At 54.0% G+C, this 19442-nt stretch carries 12 protein-coding genes; all 12 read right to left on the bottom strand.

The genetic code is table 11. The annotated features are described in order from the left end of the window. Nucleotides 1-1269 carry a glycoside hydrolase family 125 protein gene (locus DQG23_RS31375; protein ID WP_113034984.1) on the bottom strand — a complete coding sequence of 423 codons (1269 nt, stop codon included), beginning with the start codon at nt 1267-1269 and terminating at the stop codon, nt 1-3. A gap of 281 nt (nt 1270-1550) precedes the next feature. After that, on the bottom strand, nt 1551-4607 hold the full coding sequence (locus DQG23_RS31380) for an alpha-mannosidase (RefSeq protein WP_238178131.1): 3057 nt from the start codon (nt 4605-4607) through the stop codon (nt 1551-1553). Nucleotides 4608-4874: 267 nt separating this feature from the next. Beyond that, complete coding sequence (locus DQG23_RS31390; protein WP_113034986.1) at nt 4875-6173, bottom strand: sulfatase-like hydrolase/transferase; 1299 nt, start codon at nt 6171-6173, stop codon at nt 4875-4877. A 21-nt stretch (nt 6174-6194) separates the two neighbouring features. Further along, nucleotides 6195-7790, bottom strand: coding sequence for an extracellular solute-binding protein (locus DQG23_RS31395; RefSeq protein WP_113034987.1), 1596 nt, complete (start codon nt 7788-7790; stop codon nt 6195-6197). Nucleotides 7791-7853: 63 nt separating this feature from the next. Continuing rightward, complete coding sequence (locus DQG23_RS31400; protein WP_113034988.1) at nt 7854-8747, bottom strand: carbohydrate ABC transporter permease; 894 nt, start codon at nt 8745-8747, stop codon at nt 7854-7856. A 15-nt stretch (nt 8748-8762) separates the two neighbouring features. Continuing rightward, nucleotides 8763-9722, bottom strand: coding sequence for an ABC transporter permease (locus DQG23_RS31405; RefSeq protein ID WP_113034989.1), 960 nt, complete (start codon nt 9720-9722; stop codon nt 8763-8765). Between the two features lie 255 nt (nt 9723-9977). Continuing rightward, entirely contained in the window at nt 9978-12227 is a 2250-nt protein-coding gene (locus tag DQG23_RS31410) for a helix-turn-helix domain-containing protein (RefSeq protein ID WP_113034990.1), read from the bottom strand. Nucleotides 12228-12349: 122 nt separating this feature from the next. After that, on the bottom strand, nt 12350-13249 hold the full coding sequence (locus tag DQG23_RS31415; protein ID WP_113034991.1) for a class I SAM-dependent methyltransferase: 900 nt from the start codon (nt 13247-13249) through the stop codon (nt 12350-12352). Between the two features lie 297 nt (nt 13250-13546). Further along, on the bottom strand, nt 13547-15571 hold the full coding sequence (locus tag DQG23_RS31420; RefSeq protein ID WP_113034992.1) for a hypothetical protein: 2025 nt from the start codon (nt 15569-15571) through the stop codon (nt 13547-13549). A 46-nt stretch (nt 15572-15617) separates the two neighbouring features. Further along, nucleotides 15618-16502, bottom strand: coding sequence for a carbohydrate ABC transporter permease (locus DQG23_RS31425; RefSeq protein ID WP_113034993.1), 885 nt, complete (start codon nt 16500-16502; stop codon nt 15618-15620). 24 nt (nt 16503-16526) lie between these two features. Then, nucleotides 16527-17423, bottom strand: coding sequence for an ABC transporter permease (locus tag DQG23_RS31430; RefSeq protein WP_113034994.1), 897 nt, complete (start codon nt 17421-17423; stop codon nt 16527-16529). Between the two features lie 252 nt (nt 17424-17675). Beyond that, nucleotides 17676-19397, bottom strand: a complete 1722-nt coding sequence (locus DQG23_RS31435) for a type 2 periplasmic-binding domain-containing protein (protein ID WP_158560789.1) — start codon at nt 19395-19397, stop codon at nt 17676-17678. Between the last annotated feature and the right edge of the window lie 45 nt (nt 19398-19442).

Consider the following 19442-nt stretch of genomic DNA (forward strand, 5'->3'; position numbering starts at 1 on the left):
TCACCGCTTCATCCACTTGTATACGGCCTCGGCGAACAGGCTGTTGGACCAGGCAAACCAAGGGCGCGTAAACTTGCCGGGATCGTCGGCATGGAATCCTTCGTGCATATAGCCGGTTTCGGCATCGGTAGACACGCAAGTCTCGATCAGCGCTTCGGCTTCGTCCGGGTCGATCGCGGTAAGCGCCTGCATCGACAAAGCGATATGCCATATATAGCGGTCCGGCGTATGCGGACTGCCGATGCCTTTGGCGGCGGCCCCTTCATAAAAATAAGGATTGCGCTTGCTCAGGATGAACCGCCGCGTATTTTGTACCGTTTCGTCCTCTGCGCCTTTGTAGCCGATATAAGGAATGGAGAGCAAGCTAGGCACATTCGCGTCGTCCATCAGGTTATAATTGCCGAAGCCGTCGGTTTCGTAAGCGTATATTTTTCCGTATTCCGGGTGCAGCACCGTACCGTACGTTTCGATGCCGTATCCGATCTCCTCCTGCAGCAGCGCCGCATCCCGTTTCAAGTAATCGTCCTTGAAGACGGCTTCGGCGATTTCCGCCACATGGCCGAGCGCAACGGCCGCAAACATGTTCGACGGAATCAAGTATCCGAACGTACAAGCATCGTCGCTCGGCCGGAAGCCGCACCAGGTCATACCCGTGTATTGAACCGGCATTCCTTTGCCGTTGTTGCGCAAAGTGTCCGATTTCGTACCGATCAGCCGGGTAAAGCGGTAGCCCGACTGTTCGCCGTGGTGCTGCTCTACGGTCCATAAGCGGATGATCGCGCGAACCGCCGCCCGGTACGATTCATCAAACACGTTGGCACGGCCGGTCGCCTTCCAGTACGCATAAGCTAGCTCCAGCGGATAACAGAGCGAGTCGATTTCATACTTGCGCTCCCATACCCACGGACTGAGCTCGGTCAAATCCTCCTCATAGCGCCGGCCGTTCGGCTCCTCGTTAAACGCGTTAGCATAAGGATCGATCCCGATATAGAAAAACTGGCGGCGCAGCAGCCCTTCGATCAGCGCCTGCAGCTCTTCGTCCCCCGCAGCCAGCGGCACATAGTGGCGGACCTGGGCGCTTGAATCGCGCAGCCACATGGCCGGAATATCGCCCGTGAAGACGAAGGTCGTGCCGTCGGCAAGCCGTTTCGTAGTCGTTTCCAGCGTATTGACGTAGGATTGTTTGAATAGACGCAGCAGCTTCGGACGATCAGCCAGCTTGGCGTCTGCCTCGCACAGCAGGTTCTGTACGGCACGCGGTAAAGTCATGATGATTCTCTCCTTGTCGATGGATTCCGCTAGCGGTCGTTTACCGGATTCGAATCGGAATGAGCGGACTGGATTCGATCCGCTCTTGATCCGATAGGCAAAGGTTCGGTTCGATCGGCAGGTATCCTACTGTTCGTTTCGATTCGATCCGATCCGCTCTGATCCGGTAGGCAAAGGTTCGGTCCGAAAAGGCGCAATACACAAGATTCGGTTCGATCTGGCAGTTATATCCCGCCCTAAGGTTTTATTCGCTTCGCTTCGATCCGACCCGGTCCGCTCCCTTAACGGGAAACGTTCCCCGGATGAATGCCGACGGTTACGATCTCGCAGCCGCGCACCGGCAGTTCCGCTTCGTTCCCGGCGCTCAGCCGCTCCACGATGTCCTCAAGCACTCCGCTGCGGTACGCTCCGCCGGAGCCCAGCGCGTCGTTCAACCGGAAGGAAAGACGTGATTCGCCCTTGCCCATGTTATACCACCTTGCCATCCAGTCGCCTGTTTGCTCGTTGAGCTTCAAGCTCGAAAAGGCGATACCCGCTCCGCTCCATTGGAGGAACGATAATGAGGCGGGCAGCAAGGAGCGAGCCTGGCGAATCTCGGCGGCTGCAGGCGAAATCGCCGCAGCTCCTGCGTTCTCGGCCGTTCCGGCTGTGATTGCCGCTCCGTCTGTTTTTGCCGTTTCGGCCGCACGGGATGCTGCATCAGCATCGGTATTGCCCTGTGCTCCGGCCGCTCCGTTTGTGATTGCCGTTCCGGCCGCACGTGACGCTGCATCAGCATCGGTATTGCCCTGTGCTCCAGCCGATACCTGCATCTGGATCGACTGCCACGGAACCTGGTACTTATAGGCTTCCTCGTAAGCGTCGAATGCCCGTTCTTCCCCGCCGCCGCTATGCGGAATAACGTACAGCTCGGCGGTGCAGGACCGCAGGCATTGCGCCTCCGGCGTCAGGAAGACGCCCCAGTCGCCCAGCTCGGCGACCGCTCTGACGAGCGTAACGGCAATCGTTGCCCGGCCGTCGCGTTGCAGCTCGTATTCCTGCAAGCCGCGATTTGCCACGGTAAGACCGCTCGTTTCGTCATACACGCCGGCAAAAGCATGCTGGTGATGACAGTTGCTCGGGTTTTTCCATTCCGCCGAAGGTTCGTTGTCGCGCTGCGCCACCTCGAAGATCGAATCGGCATAATGAACGGCCGAGTTCGAGTCGGTCGGAAACAGCATCCGCAAACGGTGATCCTTTGCTTTGTTTTCGAAAGCCGTCTGCAAATGAACGCCCTTTCCGTTCGCCTCCAGCTTGACGGAAAGCCGCAGCTCCATCGGTACGGTTGCCGCCGAACGGCAAGCCTCGCGCTGCGTGAAAGGCGTCATGCCGGCGATTTCGGCTTCCAGCCGCTCGTCCGCCGAAGCGGGCAGCTCGATCCGGTGCACGATTTCGAAGGCGGCGCGGTAACCTGCGTTTTCGACCAAGCGGATTTCGGCAGGGCGTCCTTGCGACGTCCACACGGCTCCGTCGGCGGATTGCTTGTAAATGTACTCGTTTCCGATATCCCCCGTATCCTCATAAATACCGAGACCCGCGTATACGCGGCCGGTGCTTTTTTCGGTTACGGTCAGCGAGCCGTCATCCGAAACAGCTACTTTCAAATACCGGTTCTCCATCGTCCGTTCGCCGGTCAGCACTTGATCGCAAGCGTTAGCCTCGACCGGGATACCGTCCGCTTTCGGCAGGTTAGGAGCAGTCTCCGCCTGCTTGGCTTCCACAGCCGCCTTCGCCTCCGAAGCTTGGCCGGTTATCCACGCAAAGGAGCGGTATCCGAGCGCCGGCACCGCGCCGCTGTGGAACGTCAAGCGGATTTTGCGGCCCATATACGGCTGACGGAACTTGTCTTCCGGCAAATCGTAACCGAACATGACGCCGAGATCCTCCAACGTATGGCGAACGATCTGACCGGCCTCATCCGCGAGCATGCCATTTGGCAGCAGCATTGCGCCAAGCTCGCGGGCAATCCGATCCGGCGCCCCTTCGCTGAAATATTTGCGATAAACGGTCAGCTCGACCGAAACCGTTCCTTCCCGTTCCCAGCCGGACGTATTAAATACGGCGAACGGAAATGCGGTTTCACCCGCCGCACCATACCCGACGAACGGTGCCGTATCGATATGGCCGGCAATCGCCTGCAAACATTCGGCGATCACATTTTCGGCCACCTGGCCGCTCTTCTCGAAGCGGGTCACCATCTCCCGATGCACCTCATCAACGCTGCAGCCGCATATGCTGTCGTGCGGATGGTTCTGCATCAGCGTCTTCCAGCCGTATTCCAGCCAATGCGACGGATACGGATGGCCGAGAGAAGCCGCAAATACGGCCAGCGGCTCCGCTGCTTTCTCAAGCAGCGTCTGCACCTTATGGTTCATCTGCTTCAAATACACTCTGGCGGACGCCGTATTAACCAGCGTATACCAGCCTTCCGTCCGCTGGCTGCGCAATTCCCCTTCGATAACCGACAGACGCTCCGGCATCGTCGCTTTCACTGCTTGCACGTATTCGTCGAAGCTGGAATGAACGAAGCTTGTATCCGGGTAAAGCTGTTCCGCTGTCCGGATCGCCTCGGACAAATCGGTCTGCACCGGCTGATGATCGCAGCCGTTCATAAACAGCAGATGCGGTGTGGAAGCGAACTTCTCCGCTTTTTCAAGTCTGGAATCCCAATATGCCTTCGCCTGCTCCGGATCGACGGGCACTTCCATGCCGTTGCAATACCAGTTGGCGAACAGGATGCCAAGCACCGAAGAGCCGTCCGGGGATTGCCACATCATCTCCGAATAGGGCGACTCGAATTGTCCCGCTTCACCTACCGAGTTGTTGAAGCCTGTCGGGGTTACGCCGCGGCCGAAGACGGCCGTGTCGATGCCCGCTTGCAGCAGCAGCTGGGGCGCCTGCCCCATATTGCCGAACGAATCGGGAAAATAGCCGATTTTGCAAACGACTCCCGCTCCGTACTTGGCGGCGTCGCGATGGCCGTATTGCAGATTGCGCACATTCGCTTCGCTGCTCGTCAAAAATTCGTCCTGGAGCACATACCAAGGTCCGATAATAAGGCGCCCTTCGCGGATATGGCGCGCCAGCCGCTCCTCCTGCTCCGGACGAATCGCCAAATAATCGTCCAAAATGATCGTTTGCCCGTCCAGATGAAAGCTGCGGAACGCCGGGTCTGCCTCGATCGTATCGAGCAGCGTATCCATCAGCTTGACGAGCAAATGGCGGTGCGTCTCGAACGGCAAATACCATTCGCGGTCCCAGTGCGAATGCGAAATGATATGGGCGGTTTTCTTTGTCATATACGTATAAATCCTCCTCATGCCGCTTGCGCTCGATCGGTTCGGCAAAACGTATGCCGCGCCTTTCTCGCTATGCTATGCGGCGGACAGTTCAAATTCATCCATATTTTCCGCCCCGGTTAAAGAAAGAGAAAAGAGAGGCGCGTCCCTCTCTTTTCCGACTATCTTCATGTTAGCCGTCGCAGCGACGGGGGCGAAATAAACGAGTCGTGCTTATCTTCCCTATAACGGATCGTATACAGCTCCCTTTCGGCAGCTTCGCTCCGCTTATTTACCTGCGGGAACGAGTCCCGCATACCATTCGCGCACGTCCCGCTCCAGCCGGGCCGCCAGCTCCGGATAAGTATCCAGCAGATTGACGCGTTCGCCGGGATCGGCTTCCAGATCGGACAAATGAACCGCGTCGGGCTGCGTCCGGTCGAAATCCAGCTTGCCTCCCAGAACCAGCTTCCACTTTCCTTCGCGGACGGCGAGCTGGCTGCCGTATTCCCAAAATATTTGCTTGTGCGGCGTAGCGGCTCCTTCGGTCACCATCGGCACCACGCTGCTGCCGTCGATTTCGCCGGCGGCAGGCGCAGACAGTCCGGCAAATTCGAGCACGGTCGGCACGAAGTCGGCCATCATGCCCATTTGACCGCATACTTGCCCGGCCGGAACGCGGTCCGGGTAGACGAGTATAGCCGGCTCGCGAACACCTCCGTCGAACAAGCTCGCTTTATGCCCCCGGAAAATGCCGGCGCTTCCGCCATAATAAACGTCTTCCGTGCCGTCCAAATAATTGCGCGCTTCCGAAGAAGGCCCGTTGTCGCTCGAGAAGAAGACGATCGTGTTGTCATATACCCCGGCGCGTTTCAGAGCGGCGACGATGTCGCCTACGCCGTCGTCCACGGCCGATATCATCGCCGCCATCAATTGGCGGTCGCGCGGCAGATGGCTGTACCGCTGCATATATTTCTCGGGCGCATGCATCGGATAATGCGGTGCGTTGTACGCCGCGTACAGGAAAAACGGCTGCTCCCGGTTCCGCTCGATAAAATCTACCGATTTGTCGGTAATGAGATGCGTCATGTATTCGCCGTCATGCCACACTTCCTCGCGATTGCTCCATAAGTCGTGCACCGGGTTCACATGCGGCACGCCCCAGTAAAAAATATGCGAGTAATAGTCGATGCAGCCGGCGTGAAAGCCGAAATAGTCGTCAAACCCGCGAGCGTTCGGCTTCGCGTCGTCCGCGGAGCCGAGATGCCACTTGCCGTACAGCGCCGTCCGGTAGCCGGCCGGCTTCAGCCGTTCGGCCAGCGTTTTCGCTTCCGGCTTCAGACCTCCCGTTCCTCTTTTCCCGCCCAGGATATGGCTGACTCCGGCTTTCGCCGGATAAAGCCCGGTCAGAAGAGAGGCGCGCGACGGAGAGCAAACCGGCGAATTCGAATACCAGTCGGTGAAGCGGACTCCATCCGCAGCGAGCGAGTCAAGATGCGGAGTCCGAATCGCATCGGACCCGTAACATCCCAAATCGCCATACCCCAAATCGTCGCAGTAAATCACTACGATATTCGGCTTTGACATCCCGTTCACACCCTTACAGCATTATTTGTTATTGTTCCAGCGGTCGTAAGCGTCTTGGTAGATTTTCAGCATTTCGTCGAGACCCATCTTTTTGATCGTATTGACATAGTCGTCCCATTTCGCAAGCGGCTCCTGGCCGACGATAAATTTGGCTTCCATCTGGTCGACATACGTTTTGATGTCGGTCTTGACCACATTCAACCGTTTTTGTTCGTCATTCGTAAAATACACATCCGGAAATTCCCGTTTGGCATACGGATTCAGCTTCTCGTCCACCATTTTGTTGAAGTCCAGCCCTTTGCCGTTATCGCGCTTCGAGTCGAACTCTCTTTCCTTGATGAGCGGAAGCTGGCCGCCTACGTCCGGTGTAAGCTTAGCGCGGTATTCTTCCGGCGTTACGCCGTCGGGAGAGACGAACGTCCACTTCGTCTTGGCGTCGTCGAGCCATTTGTAGCTGTTGCCGAGGAAGCCGAGCCGGCTGCCTTCTTCCGAGTATAAATAATCGACCCACCGCATCGTCGCTTCCGGATTTTTGTTCTGACTGGTGATCGCGAACGTGCCGCGGCGGATATTCGAAGCGCGCAGCGTAAGCTTCTCACTGTTAAGCGGGCTCGTAAGCGGTGCGAGCATCGGATGCTTATGGTTGTCCTCCGGCTTGGTCACCTTCAGCACAAGATCGGGAGCCGACCCTGCGAACGCGCCGATTTGATTTGAATTCCCTTTGGCTACCATTTGTTGGGACGTCTGCACGAACATCTCATTGTCGAGCAGTTTTTCCGTGAACAGCTTATTCAAATAGCTCAAATATTCCTTGTATCCTTCTTGCACCGGATTAAAGCGTACCTTGCCGTCCTTCACTTCCACCTCGCGGCCAAGCAGACCGAAGGCCGGAAGAACGACCCCTTCGAAGTTGTTCAGCTTCACGTTGGACAGCGGAATTTCGTCGGCCTTGCCGTTTTTGTTCGGATCTCCGTTCTTGAATTGCTTCAGCAGCTCGTAAAATTCATCCGTCGTTTCCGGCAGCTTCGTAATGCCCAGGCTTTCCATCCAGTCCCCGTTCAGCCACATCCGGTTCGGCACGAACGCCCGCGGCTGATCGATGATAAGCGGCAGGGAGTAAATATGTCCGTCTATCGTCGTAATCGATTTTTTGATATCCGGATTTTTCTCAAGAAGCTTTTTGAAATTCGGCGCATATTTCTCGATCAACCCTTCGAGCGGGATCAGATAACCTTGGCTGCCGTAAGTGACTTCATCGTCCGGGGTAAGCAGCGAATTGAAAAAGACGTCGGGCAGCTGGCGGCTCGCAAAAGCCAAATTTTTCGCTTCTTGATAGTTCGCTTGCGGCGGCGTATTGAATTCGAAATGAATGTTCGTCATTTTTTCCATTTCCTTGAACAGAACCATCTCATTCCAAGGACCGTGGATCGCCGCTTTCGAACCCATCATGTTCAACGTTATTTTTTCGCTGACGATCGGATACCCTTCGGCATTAAAGTTTTTCGGCGCTTCGCTCTCTTTATTGGCTTCCCCGGCCGGTTTGCCGGAGCTGCAGCCGGCCATTAGAACGGCTCCCCCCACGACAGTTGCGATACTTGTATTCAACCATTTCTTCATCTCTTAATCCCCTTCCCCTCAATGTTCTTTGTATGAAAAACGGCTTTCGCCGTTATTCGCGGATCAGCCTTTCACGGAACCGATCATGACGCCCTTCATGAAGAAGCGCTGCATGAACGGGTACACGATAATAATCGGCAAGCTCGAAACGATCATGACCGCGTATTTGATAATGTCGGCGATGCGGGCTTGCTTGGCCATCGCCTCCATATCGTCGCCTGTCATGAGCATGGCGTCGCCCATTTGATTTTGCACGAGAATTTCGCGCAATACCAATTGCAGCGGATACAAGCCGCGGTCCTTCAAGTAAATAATCGCGCTGAAATAGCTGTTCCAGTGCGCTACCCCGTAATATAACGCCATAACGGCGATAATCGGAGCGGATAGCGGAACCACGATTTTCACAAAAAGCATCGTATTCGAGCAGCCGTCGATTTCCGCCGACTCCTGCAGCTCCCGCGGTATGTTCGTCTGGAAAAAGGTGCGGCAAATGATCAGGTTGTAGACGGTCACCGCATTCGGAATGATGAGCGCCCATACGGTATTGAGCATGCCAAGCTCACTGACCAGCAAGAAAGTCGGGACAAGACCGCCGCCGAAAAACATCGTAAAAACGATCAGACCCATGATGATCCCGCGCCCCTTGAAGTCTTTCCGGGAAAGCGCGTAAGCGGCGGGAACGGTAAACAACAGGTTGATGAGCGTACCGCCAAGCGTATACAGCACCGTGTTGCGATAGCCGGACCATATCTCCGGATTTTGGAATACCCTCTGGTAGCCTTCGAACGTAATGCCGCGCGGGAACAGCCACATTTTACCCTGATTGACATAGATCGGGTCGCTGATCGAAGCGCTGATGACATACACAAGCGGGTATAAGACGGCAATAAGCACGATTAGCAGAAAACATTTATTCGCGATATTGAATAAACGGTCGGACCATGATTCCCTATTCATTGTTTCCCTCCTCCCTTACCATAGACTCGTTTCGTTCACCCGTTTGGCGATCCGGTTGACGATAACCAGCAGTATAAAGTTGATGACCGAGTTGAAAAGGCCGATCGCTGCGGAGAAGCTGAACTGTCCCTGGACAAGCCCGCTCCGGTAAATATAAGTGGAGATGACGTCCGAAGACTGCAGATTGAGCGGATTTTGCAGCAGGAATACTTTCTCGAAACCGACGGACATGAAGCTGCCCACGTTCAAAATAAGCAAAATGATCATCGTCGGCACGATGCTCGGCAAGTTGATATGCCAGACGCGCTGCAGGCGGGTCGCCCCGTCCATCATCGCCGCTTCATGCTGCTGCGGATCGACGCCGGCCAAAGCGGCCAAATAAATGATCGTTCCCCACCCCATGTTTTGCCAGACGCCTGACATGACGAACACCGTCTTGAACCAGCCCGGTTCGGTTAAAAACTGTATGGGATCTCCGCCCAGCCCTTTGATTACGAGATTGATGATTCCGGTCCCCGGCGATAAAAACGCGATGACCATCCCGGCCATGACTACCGCGGAAATAAAGTGCGGCGCGTACGTAACCGTTTGCCCCCACTTCTTGAAAGCCCCGTTCCGCAGTTCGTTAAGCGCCAGGGCGAGCACGATCGGTATCGGAAATCCGACTACCAATTCATAAACGCTGATGCCGATCGTATTTTTGATAAGCGTCCAGAAATAATAGGAATCGAAGAAACGTTTCAAATGCTCGAGTCCGACCCATGGACTGTTCCATATGCCGAGGCTCGGCGTGTAATCCCGAAATGCAATCTGCAGACCATACATCGGGAAATAATGGAAGATAATAAAATACGCAACGGTGGGCAGTACGAATAAATACAGCTCCCAGTTTTTGCGAAGCGATTTCCAGCCGCTGTTTCGCCGCGCTGCGCGTTCCCCGCTTTTTTGAGCCAGCGGCTCCGTTTGGACTGACATAAGATGCTTCTCCCCCTAACCTTAACGGTCTATGCCAGTTAGCATACCTCCAAGAGAGCGTTGTCGTAAATTTGTCGTTCCTGCATGGACTTGTCGCATCTTGCATGCCTTGCGGCAGTAGGGCTCGCGAAGTAAATATGTAATTCTTGCAGCGGATTGTCGGTTTGTGCAGCAGCTCAAAAAAGGCTCCGATTTCGCGAATTGCGAACGGGAGCCTTCTTGTCATTCTTACCCTATCCTGTTTTGGTTCGAACTTCAATTCATCTTCCGGTATTGCCCCGGCGTGATGCCCTCGCTGTTTTTGAATTTCCGCATGAAGTTCGGAACATCCGCATACCCCACGCTGACGACGATATCTTTGATCGGAATATCGGTCTGTTTAAGCAGCCTCTTCACTTCCTCCATCCTCAGATGGGTTACGTATTCAATAAACGTATAACCGGTCTGGTCCTTCATAAAACGGCTGAAATAGGAGATCGACATCTGGAAGTGATCGGATATTTTTTCCAAATTCAATTCGTAGTCCTTATAGTTATCCCTGATGTAATCCAAAATACGATCGCCCAACTCGTTATTTTTGCTTTCCTTGTTGGCGTTCACATGCGCGCATATTTCATCGATCAAGCTGCTCATCCACGCGCCGAGCTGCTCAAGCGTCGTAAACTCGGTCAACCCTTGCCGATGCTCCTGCGGGATTTTCAGCTGCAGCTCGTTAATCGTCCGCAAAAAGGTATTGATTAAATCGAAGCTCATGCAGCGCAAATAAAACAGAGACACGTCTTTGCCCCGCAAATCGTTCAGCAAATTGCCGAGCGCCGTTGCTGCAGCTTCCTTATTGCCTTGTTTCATGCTTTGTACGAGCCGGATTTGCTCCTCGACGGAATACCAGTTGTTTTCCTGCCATTGCGACAGCTCGTCGAAAAAGACGATATCGCCCTTGCGTACGCGCATCGTATACTCAATCGCCGCGAACGCCTCGATGTACGAGCGATTCGTTTGCAGCAGATCGGACACAATGGTCCCGAGGCCGATGACAGGCCGCAAGCCGATGCATTGCTCGAAAAGCAAGGCGATTTTCTCGGCGATGCTCTTCTGTTGGCCGCGTGTCCCTTCCCCCGCTGAAATGGAGATGAGAATGACGATGGCGTTGTCTTGAATCATTTCGACGCCGTGCCCTACCGCTTCGGGCAGCTCCACCTCGCCCAAAATACGCAGAAGCTCTTCGCGGTTTTGGGTGGAGACGTAGTCGCTTCCTTCCATCGACACGACTGCCACGAAGTTTGATTTGCCTGCGAGCGCCAGCTTCTCCCGCTGCATAAAAGCTTCTACCTCGCCGGCATCGCGCAAAGCGCCCTTCAGCAGCTTGACGAAAAACTGCTCTCGAACGATCGGCCGCTGCACATCGATCTGCTCCATCAAGTCGCGCGTAACCCACACCGTATCGCGAATCAAATCCAGCTCGTCGCCGCGCTTTTCCTCGCTCCCTTGCAGGCGTCCCGCCAACGGCCGCGCATACTCGGCGATTTTGCGGATCGGCCGGTACTGCCTGGAGGAGAGAAGAATCGCCGTCGCAATCCCGAATGCGACGACAGCCGCGCAGACGATCAGGACAAATGTGCGCATTTCCAGCACTCGGCCGAAAAACTGGCTCGCAGGCATCATCACGACGTACGACCAGCCGGTCATCTCCGACTTCACCGTCATCATGGAGTAACGTTCGTTCTCGTACGTGATGTCGCGGATTCCTTCCTCATCATGCCCCGTCAGGAGCTGCGCGGCTGCCTGTTCATTCAGGTCGGTCTCGCGGCTGCGCGCTGCAATGATCGTGCCGTCTTGGTCGGCGATATAAACGCTCCCGTTGAAATCTCCCAGAATCGGTCCGACAAGATCGGTCAGCATCGATTCGCGAATGAGAAAGACAACCGTAGCATAAGGCGACTGGCTGTTGCGCGGAATCGGGAACATATAGGTGAGCATGTTTTGCACGTTTTCGCTGCCGGATAACTGCACCTGCGCCCGGCGAATCGAAGGCAATTGGATCGCGTTTAACTGATCGGCCAAGCTTTGACCGTTCAAATCGGTAAAACGGTACACCCTTTGGGTAAACGTTTCCAATGTGGTTAAGCCGGACGACGAATATAACTGATTGTCGCCATGGAAATACAGAGCTAAATCATCGATAATCGCATTATTCGCCTTATACTTGCTTATTTCCTCAATCGCCTGCATTTGATTGTAAATGCCGTCTTTCACGGCAAAAGGCCTCAAATGGGGATCGATCGAAATGCGCGCCGCCGAATTGTCCAATCCGCGGGCGAACAAATCGAACGTATTCCTGACCTGGGTCAGCTTATACAGGTTGGAGGACTCGATTTCGCTCTTAAAGTGGACGACGGCATTATAATAAACCACGGCGCTGAGAATGATGAATGGAATGGCGAAAATAAGTACATGGGATAAAAAAATCTGATTGAATAACCGCGATTGCGTTCCGAACCTTTTCACTGACTTCCCCTTCCTGCTGCTTGAAGGTTGGGTTTACACAAAAGCAACGAGTTTTACGACGATATTACACCTCATTACAAAAGTAGTCAAACGTAAGCTCGTTCCCGAAGGGAATCGGACGCTTATTCCCTCTCCTCTCGATCGCCTGCGGGAGCAATGGCGGCTACGCGCAGACGCCAATAATCGGCTATCCATTGCCCGTCGCGGAACAGGATTGGTTTCGCAATCCGCTTGATGCGCTCATAAGCCGCAAGCTTCTCAGCCTCATCCATTCCTGCGAAAAAAACGGAAGCGAACATATCGAGCCAATGGTCCAGTCCGCGCTCTCCATCCACAAGCGGCGTCGGCCGGGAAAAATGCAGCGCGAAGCTTACCCGGAAGCCCTCCTTTTCCAGCAGCTCCGCGTATTCCCCGACGGATGGAAAATACCACGGATTGCGGGCGGCGGCATCTATACCCATACCGTCAAGCGTTTCTCCGATCGCCTCGGCTATGCCCTGGATATTGTGTTTGCCGCCGAACTCCGCCACAAATCTTCCACCCGGCTTCAGCGCGCTCCGGATCGAACGGATCGCTTCCTCCGGCGGTTTGACCCAATGCAGCGCCGCATTGGAGAATACCGCGTCGAACCGCTTGCCGGAACGATAGCTGCGGGCGTCAGCCGCCTCAAAGGACAAGTCCGGATACTTGACCTGCGCTTTCGCGATCATTTCCGCCGAGAAATCGATGCCGTGCGGAATCGCCCCGCGGTCAGCCATCTCGCGGCATAAATCCCCGGTTCCGCAGCCGATGTCGAGCACGTTCTCTCCGGGCTTCACATCGAGCAGCTCGACTACGCTTTTCCCGTACTCCGACACGAAGCCGATTCGCGAATCGTACAACGAAGCGTTCCATTGCTGAGCGGTACGTTCATTTTCATTTACTTGCTCCTGTCCCTTGTTATGCTGCCGTTCATGCCGATGCTCAATTTGATGCTCGTTCTTGTGTTCATGCTTTTGCTCATTGTTTTTTGGTTGGCTCATGATTCCCTCATCCTTTCTTTGGCGACCTATCCGACTTCTATTCGCCGGCGCTTGAGTCTATTGTGAGGGAAAACCACTTATTGTTCCAATATATAATATAAATATGTGTAATAGTTTTAACCTATAATAAATTCAAACGTAAACAACACTTGCAAGCGGATGGATCGGAACATATTCCAATTCCTCTCTCCGTCTCCATGCTTCCACGCGAAGAAACGGAGCCAGCGATCCTACGCTGCTCCGTTTTCAGTGTTTCCTAATTCGTTATTATCGTTTTTACTCAAGGACAGCCGAATCCTATGTTGAAAAAGTTAAGCGGAACGTTTCGAACGAAGCATGATCCGGCACACTTTCTCCGTGCAAAGTAAGACGAATGCCGCCATCCGGATGTGCAGTCGCGCTCGCATCGGCTTCCAACCACAAGCCGTTGTGAGATAACTGTTCGACTCGGGCAAGCTCCCTCCGTGACGGAATCCAAAGCGATAGGGACGGATACGTCTCCAGGCTGAAATTGGTCAAGCCAAGCAGCGCTTCCGTTTCGTCTTCCCACCAGACCGGGTACATATTGACGCCAAACTCTACCATAGCCGGATAATCGCCATCCGCCAGATACGACATGATTTGTTGATATAACCATTGCCGGCCGGTTTCCTTCAACAGATCGCCCGTATGCGCCACAACCGCCATCGGGTACGGCTCCTTCGTCACGGCCACGCCGAGCGATTGCAGCCCGCCGAGGTTATCGTAAATCGACGACCATGCCTCGGCCCCCTCATCCGCCGATATGATATAATCCGTGTGCAGCGGCATGTATACCCAGGATATGACATCCTTATTGCGCAGCCAATCCGGCGCATGCGGCGCCGTTATGCGCTCGAAGGCGGTTCGATGCGACATATCCCCTTTGGTGACGCGGATGGGACTGTTGCGCACGATACCTCGCTCGCACAGGTGATAATACGCTTCGGACGTAATCAGCGCCCCTTGCTCCAGCCAATCTGTCAACACCTCTGCCGGATAAGCAATCGCTTCTTTCATCGTCAGTAGTGTCGGCGTTTGTGTACCCGGAGCAACAGGAATGCCGATGCGGGTCAGCGCATGGTTCATCCGCAGCGACGGTTCCCCGCTTAAGTCCATGCCCGCTGTCACCGCCGGATCGCTAGGGAACGGCAGCGACGCGCCTTTTCGCGTTTTGCCCGGCAAGGCATCCGCGACGGCCTGCAAATACGTTTTCAACGGTCCCAGCGTCTTCTGATAATTGCCCGAAACATCGTAAAAGCCCAAGAAACCGTCGTTAATGCTTAAGGTCAGCCGCGGACTGAAGCTAACCGTCAATAAATACAGTTCCAAAGCCAGACCTCGTGCGGATTTGCCGCCGATCGTCCAGGGAAATTGCTCGATTTCCGAGCTGATTTGACAAGGCTCGGTGATCATGGAAGACATTGCGTCGAACGTAACGCAACGATCGAGAATGCCCGGCAAATTTTCGTCGGTATACGCCGCGCCGCCAATGCGGATATGCGGCTCCGGCTGATGACGCGTCCTGAACGCCCTTACCTCGGCGTCCAGATGCCGGCCATGACGCAGCATCATTTCGATCGTATTGGTCATCAGCCCCATCGTAATATGCGGATTGACCGACTCGCAAGCCTCGCGCAGCATAACGCCGAATTCGACCAGAACATCCTCCTGAAACGCCCGCCAGTCGCGGCGAAGCTGCATTTCCGTATCCGTGCAGCTCGCCGGTTCCTTCAGAAGTGCGGCCTGAAGCTCTTCCCGGCTGCGCCAGGTGCCGGTTCGTTCCGCAAACGCCGCCAGATGCCGGTCGCAAAAGCAAAGAAACGAATGGGTCACCGCGCGTCCAAACAAGCGAAAATCGTCATCGATCCAAATCGCGTCGACATCGAGCGTTGCAAACAGCTTACAGGCTTCTGCCATGTAGCGGCGCAGCTCTGGACATAGCGGGCATGGGCAGCCTTTTTCCACTCTGCCGGTCTCGTCGACCATATCCGTAAACGTGCGGGCATGGGCGGCAGGCAGCATATTGCTGTGGCCAAGGGTCACATAATAATTAATCATCGGGCTCATTCCCGCCGCGCGAACCTCCGCGAACCGTTCAGCGAACAAAGGCAGCCTCTCGCGGATCGTCTCCAAATCAGGGTGGTTCGCCTCCAGATGCATATTAAACGCCATGACCGCATCGGCGCGAATGTTCTTGGCATAGTCCATAAATGACTTCCACAGCGTATCGTCCTGCAAAATCGTAAACAGCGGACGCAAAATATATTGCGCCTTCTCCGGCTTCGGACCTGTACCGTTCATCAATAACTTCCTTTCTATTAAAGTACTCTAACCGTCATACCGGGCCTCATTCCTTGACGCTGCCCAGCACAATGCCTTTTATAAAGAAACGCTGCAAAAACGGGTACACGATTAAAATCGGAAACGCCGCCACGAATATTTGCGCCGCCCGGCTTGTCCGGTCATTTACGAGCGCATGCAATTCCGCATCCCGAGGCGTCAGGTAAGCAGGGTCCAGCTTGATAATAATCGTCTGCAAGAAGCTTTGCAGCGGGTAATGCTCGGTGCGATTCGAGAGAATAAGGCCATCGAACCAACTGTTCCAATGAGCGACGACGGCAAACAGCAGCAAAGTCGCTAACGACGGCATCGAGAGTGGCACGAAAATCCGCCACAGCACGCCGAAATACCCGGCGCCGTCCAGCTTGGCCGATTCCTCAAGCTCTTTAGGCAAGCCGCGAAAAAAGTTAAGCAGCACGATCACGTTAAAGACAGGGACGGCAGAAGGAATAACGAGCGCCCAAATCGTATCCATCAACCCTGTATCCTTAATAATCATGTACCACGGAATCAGACCGCCGCCGAACAGCATCGTAAAGACAAAATACCACGCATAAATCGTTCTTCCCGGAAACTGGCTATTTTCCTTCGACAACGGGTAGGCGATCAAGATCGTCAGCAGCATGTTGATTGACGCTCCTAGCACAACCCGCTTGATCGATACCCAGAAAGCAACCAGATATTCCTTCTTTCCAAACACATTCTCATAGGCGGCCGTCGTCCAATCGACCGGCCAGAAAGTCACCTCGCCGGCGGTTACGGCGGACGCCGAGCTAAACGAAATAGCTAGAATATGAAGGAGAGGAAGAACGCAAGTAATGGACAAGAGCAACAAGAAGCAACCATTTATAATAGAAAACAGGCGATAACCGCTTGTCATTTTAGTAGCCATCGGTCCCCCTCCTTTACAAGCTGTTTAAAAGATTCGGTAATTGGCGAAGCGATAAGCCAATATATACGATACGGAAATAAACACCAGAGAAACAACCGATTTGAACAAGCCGATCGCCGTCGCAATGCCATACTGCGCTTTCTGGATGCCGATCCGGTACACGAACGTATCGATAATATCGCCGGTCTCGTAGACAGGTGTACTGTACAGATTAAACACCTGATCGAATCCGGCATTGAGCACGTTGCCGAGGCTAAGCGTGCCAAGCAGCACAATGATCGGCAGCATGCCCGGCAGCGTAATATGCCAAGTTTGACGCCAGCGGTTTGCCCCATCTATTTCGGCGGCTTCGTACAGCGCCGGGTTGATGCTCGTCAGAGCAGCCAAATAGACGATTGTACTGAAGCCGAATTCTTTCCACACATCGGACGTCACCAGCGTGAACCGGAACCAGCGATTATCGCCGAGAAAGAAAATCGGTTCCACGCCGAACAAGCCCAAAACTTTATTCACAATCCCCTGCGAGGGAGATAAGAGATCGATCAGAATACCGCCCAAAATAATCCACGACAAAAAATGAGGTAAATAGATCAACGTCTGAATGGTTCGCTTGAACAAAGCCTTCCGTACCTCGTTAAGCAGGAGAGAGATCGTAATCGGCACGACTAATCCGGCTATCATCTTCATCACGGCAATGATGATCGTGTTGCGAATAATCTGCGAAGTATCCGGGAGCGATAAAATAAACTGAAAATTGTCCCACCCTACCCAAGGGGAGCCCCAAATTCCTTTGGACGGCATAAACTTTTTGAAGGCGATCATGAGCCCGAACATCGGGCCATAGCTGTAAATCAGCACGATCAGAAAGCCCGGTAAAATCATCGCGTGCAGCGGCCAGTATTTCCGTATAGCGGACATCATAGGTTCTTCTCCTTTCCTGCGTCCTCCAAAACCGGAGGGCGAGAAGTACACGTTCCCCCTCTTCTCGCCCTAGGGCGTGTCTGAAAACTCGCTCAGGTGCATCTTTCACCACCTTTTCGCCCTATGCTTCGTTCCGTTTGCTTGACGTACCCCCGGTACGCCTTCACAAACGCGCCTTGCCTAGAACGAAAATTCGGCAAAATCTGCTGTCCTCGGAGTTTCCAGACACGCCCTAGCGATTGTTTATTGGCTTTACTTCATTTTGCTGTACCAAGCGTTTACTTCTTCCGTGATTTTATCTCCGCCCAGCTTCTTCCACTCTGCAACAAACTTGTCGAACTCGTCGATCGACACGCTGCCGATGATGATTTTCGTAAACAGCTCTTCTTCCTTCGTCTTTAACAGCTCGTTCCGTTCGACCATCGTCGGAGTTGCTGCGCCGTAAAATTCGTCGAAATGATAACGGTTTTGCTTGAAGTAGTCATACATTTTGGCAAAGGATCCGCCTTCGCCGGCAATTTTGCTTTGCAGCCAGAAGGTTGTATCGCCGGCATTGAACTTTTTAACCTGCTCATAGCGGTTTTTCAGGTCGCCGCTCCATTCGATCGCCGAAGGATCGTTCGTTTGCACCGCTTTCGCGATATGCTCCCCGCCCTGGATGTACAAGTCCTGCAGAAGAACGGTAAACGGGTTGACCGCCCAAACCTCTTTGCCCGTATCCTTAAGCTCTTTGCCGAAGCTGTAAACCGCGCGCGGCTCTCCGTCTTTCGGCAATCCTCCGGTCAAGACGCCGACCCACTGATTCAGCAGTTTGAAAACCGCCTCCGGATTTTTGGCTTTCTTGTTAATGACGTAGAAGGTGTCGATGCCGGCCGAAACTTGCGACATTGATGGCTGGCTGTCAATGGACGGAATCGTGTAGACGCCCCAATCCTGCGTTACCTTCTTATCCTTGACCACGGCGTCCTGCATGGCCGCACTGTACCAGAACGCACCGAACATCAAGCCTACGCGGTTATTCGCGACCTGCTCCATCAGCTTCGCATTGTCGTTAACCGCGATTTCCGGATCAAGCTGCCCCGCCTTGTAAAGATCCTGCAACTGCTTAAGCGCCGTCTTCACTTCCGGCTGAATGCTGCCATAGGCCAGTTTACCCGAGCTGTCTTTCAACCATTGGCCAGGGTATGCATGGTAGCTGTTCATAAAACCGACCGGCTTCTTCAAAACATCCTTGTCCATCCCGAGGCCAATCATTTTCCCTTTGCCGCCCGAATCTCTCGTCGCAAACGCCTCGGATATTTTCAGCAAATCCTGCATCGTCTTCGGCTCCGGCAAGTTCATTTCCTTCAGCCAGTCTTTGCGCAGCCAGACGAATTCAGCGGCATTGAACGGACTGTTCGTTTGCGGAATCGCCATCAGCTTTCCGTTGAACGTAGCGGATTTCATTTGTTTGCCGCCGTCGGCCGTCAGCATTTTTTTCGTCTTGTCGGTGGCATACTTCTGGTAGGCTTCTGTCAAATCCATCACCATGTCGGATTCGACCAGTTGGCTTAAATCAGCAGCCGATACTTTGAAGAAGTCCGGCAGGTCGTTGGATGCAATGCTGATTTTCAGCTTGGAAAAGTACTCCTTGTTGTCCACGACCCAATTGTTTTTGAGCTTCACGCCCAGATCTCTTTCGTACGCATCGTAAATTGCATTTTTATCCATCGTCTCGCCCGGAAAAAACAACTCCGGTGCGCTGCCTCTGACCGTCGTTACCGTAATGGGAGGATCAAACTTGGCAGCCGGATCAGCCGCGTTCGCCGAATCCGCCGGCTTCGCAGACCCACCTGGTTTGGCTGATTCCACCGCTTTCGGCGACGCGGAGCTTTCAGCCGGCTTGTTGCTGTTCGCGCTGCTGCATGCCGCAGCTGCAGGCAATATAGCAACCAGGCAGGAAAGCGCTAAACTTTTTCTTAAATTGGAACCCATTTCTTTTCCCCCTCGTGGATGATGAATTCGCTTGCCTGCCATTAA

Origin of the sequence: Paenibacillus contaminans (assembly GCF_003285015.1) — a bacterium.
GTDB lineage: Bacteria > Bacillota > Bacilli > Paenibacillales > NBRC-103111 > Paenibacillus_V > Paenibacillus_V contaminans.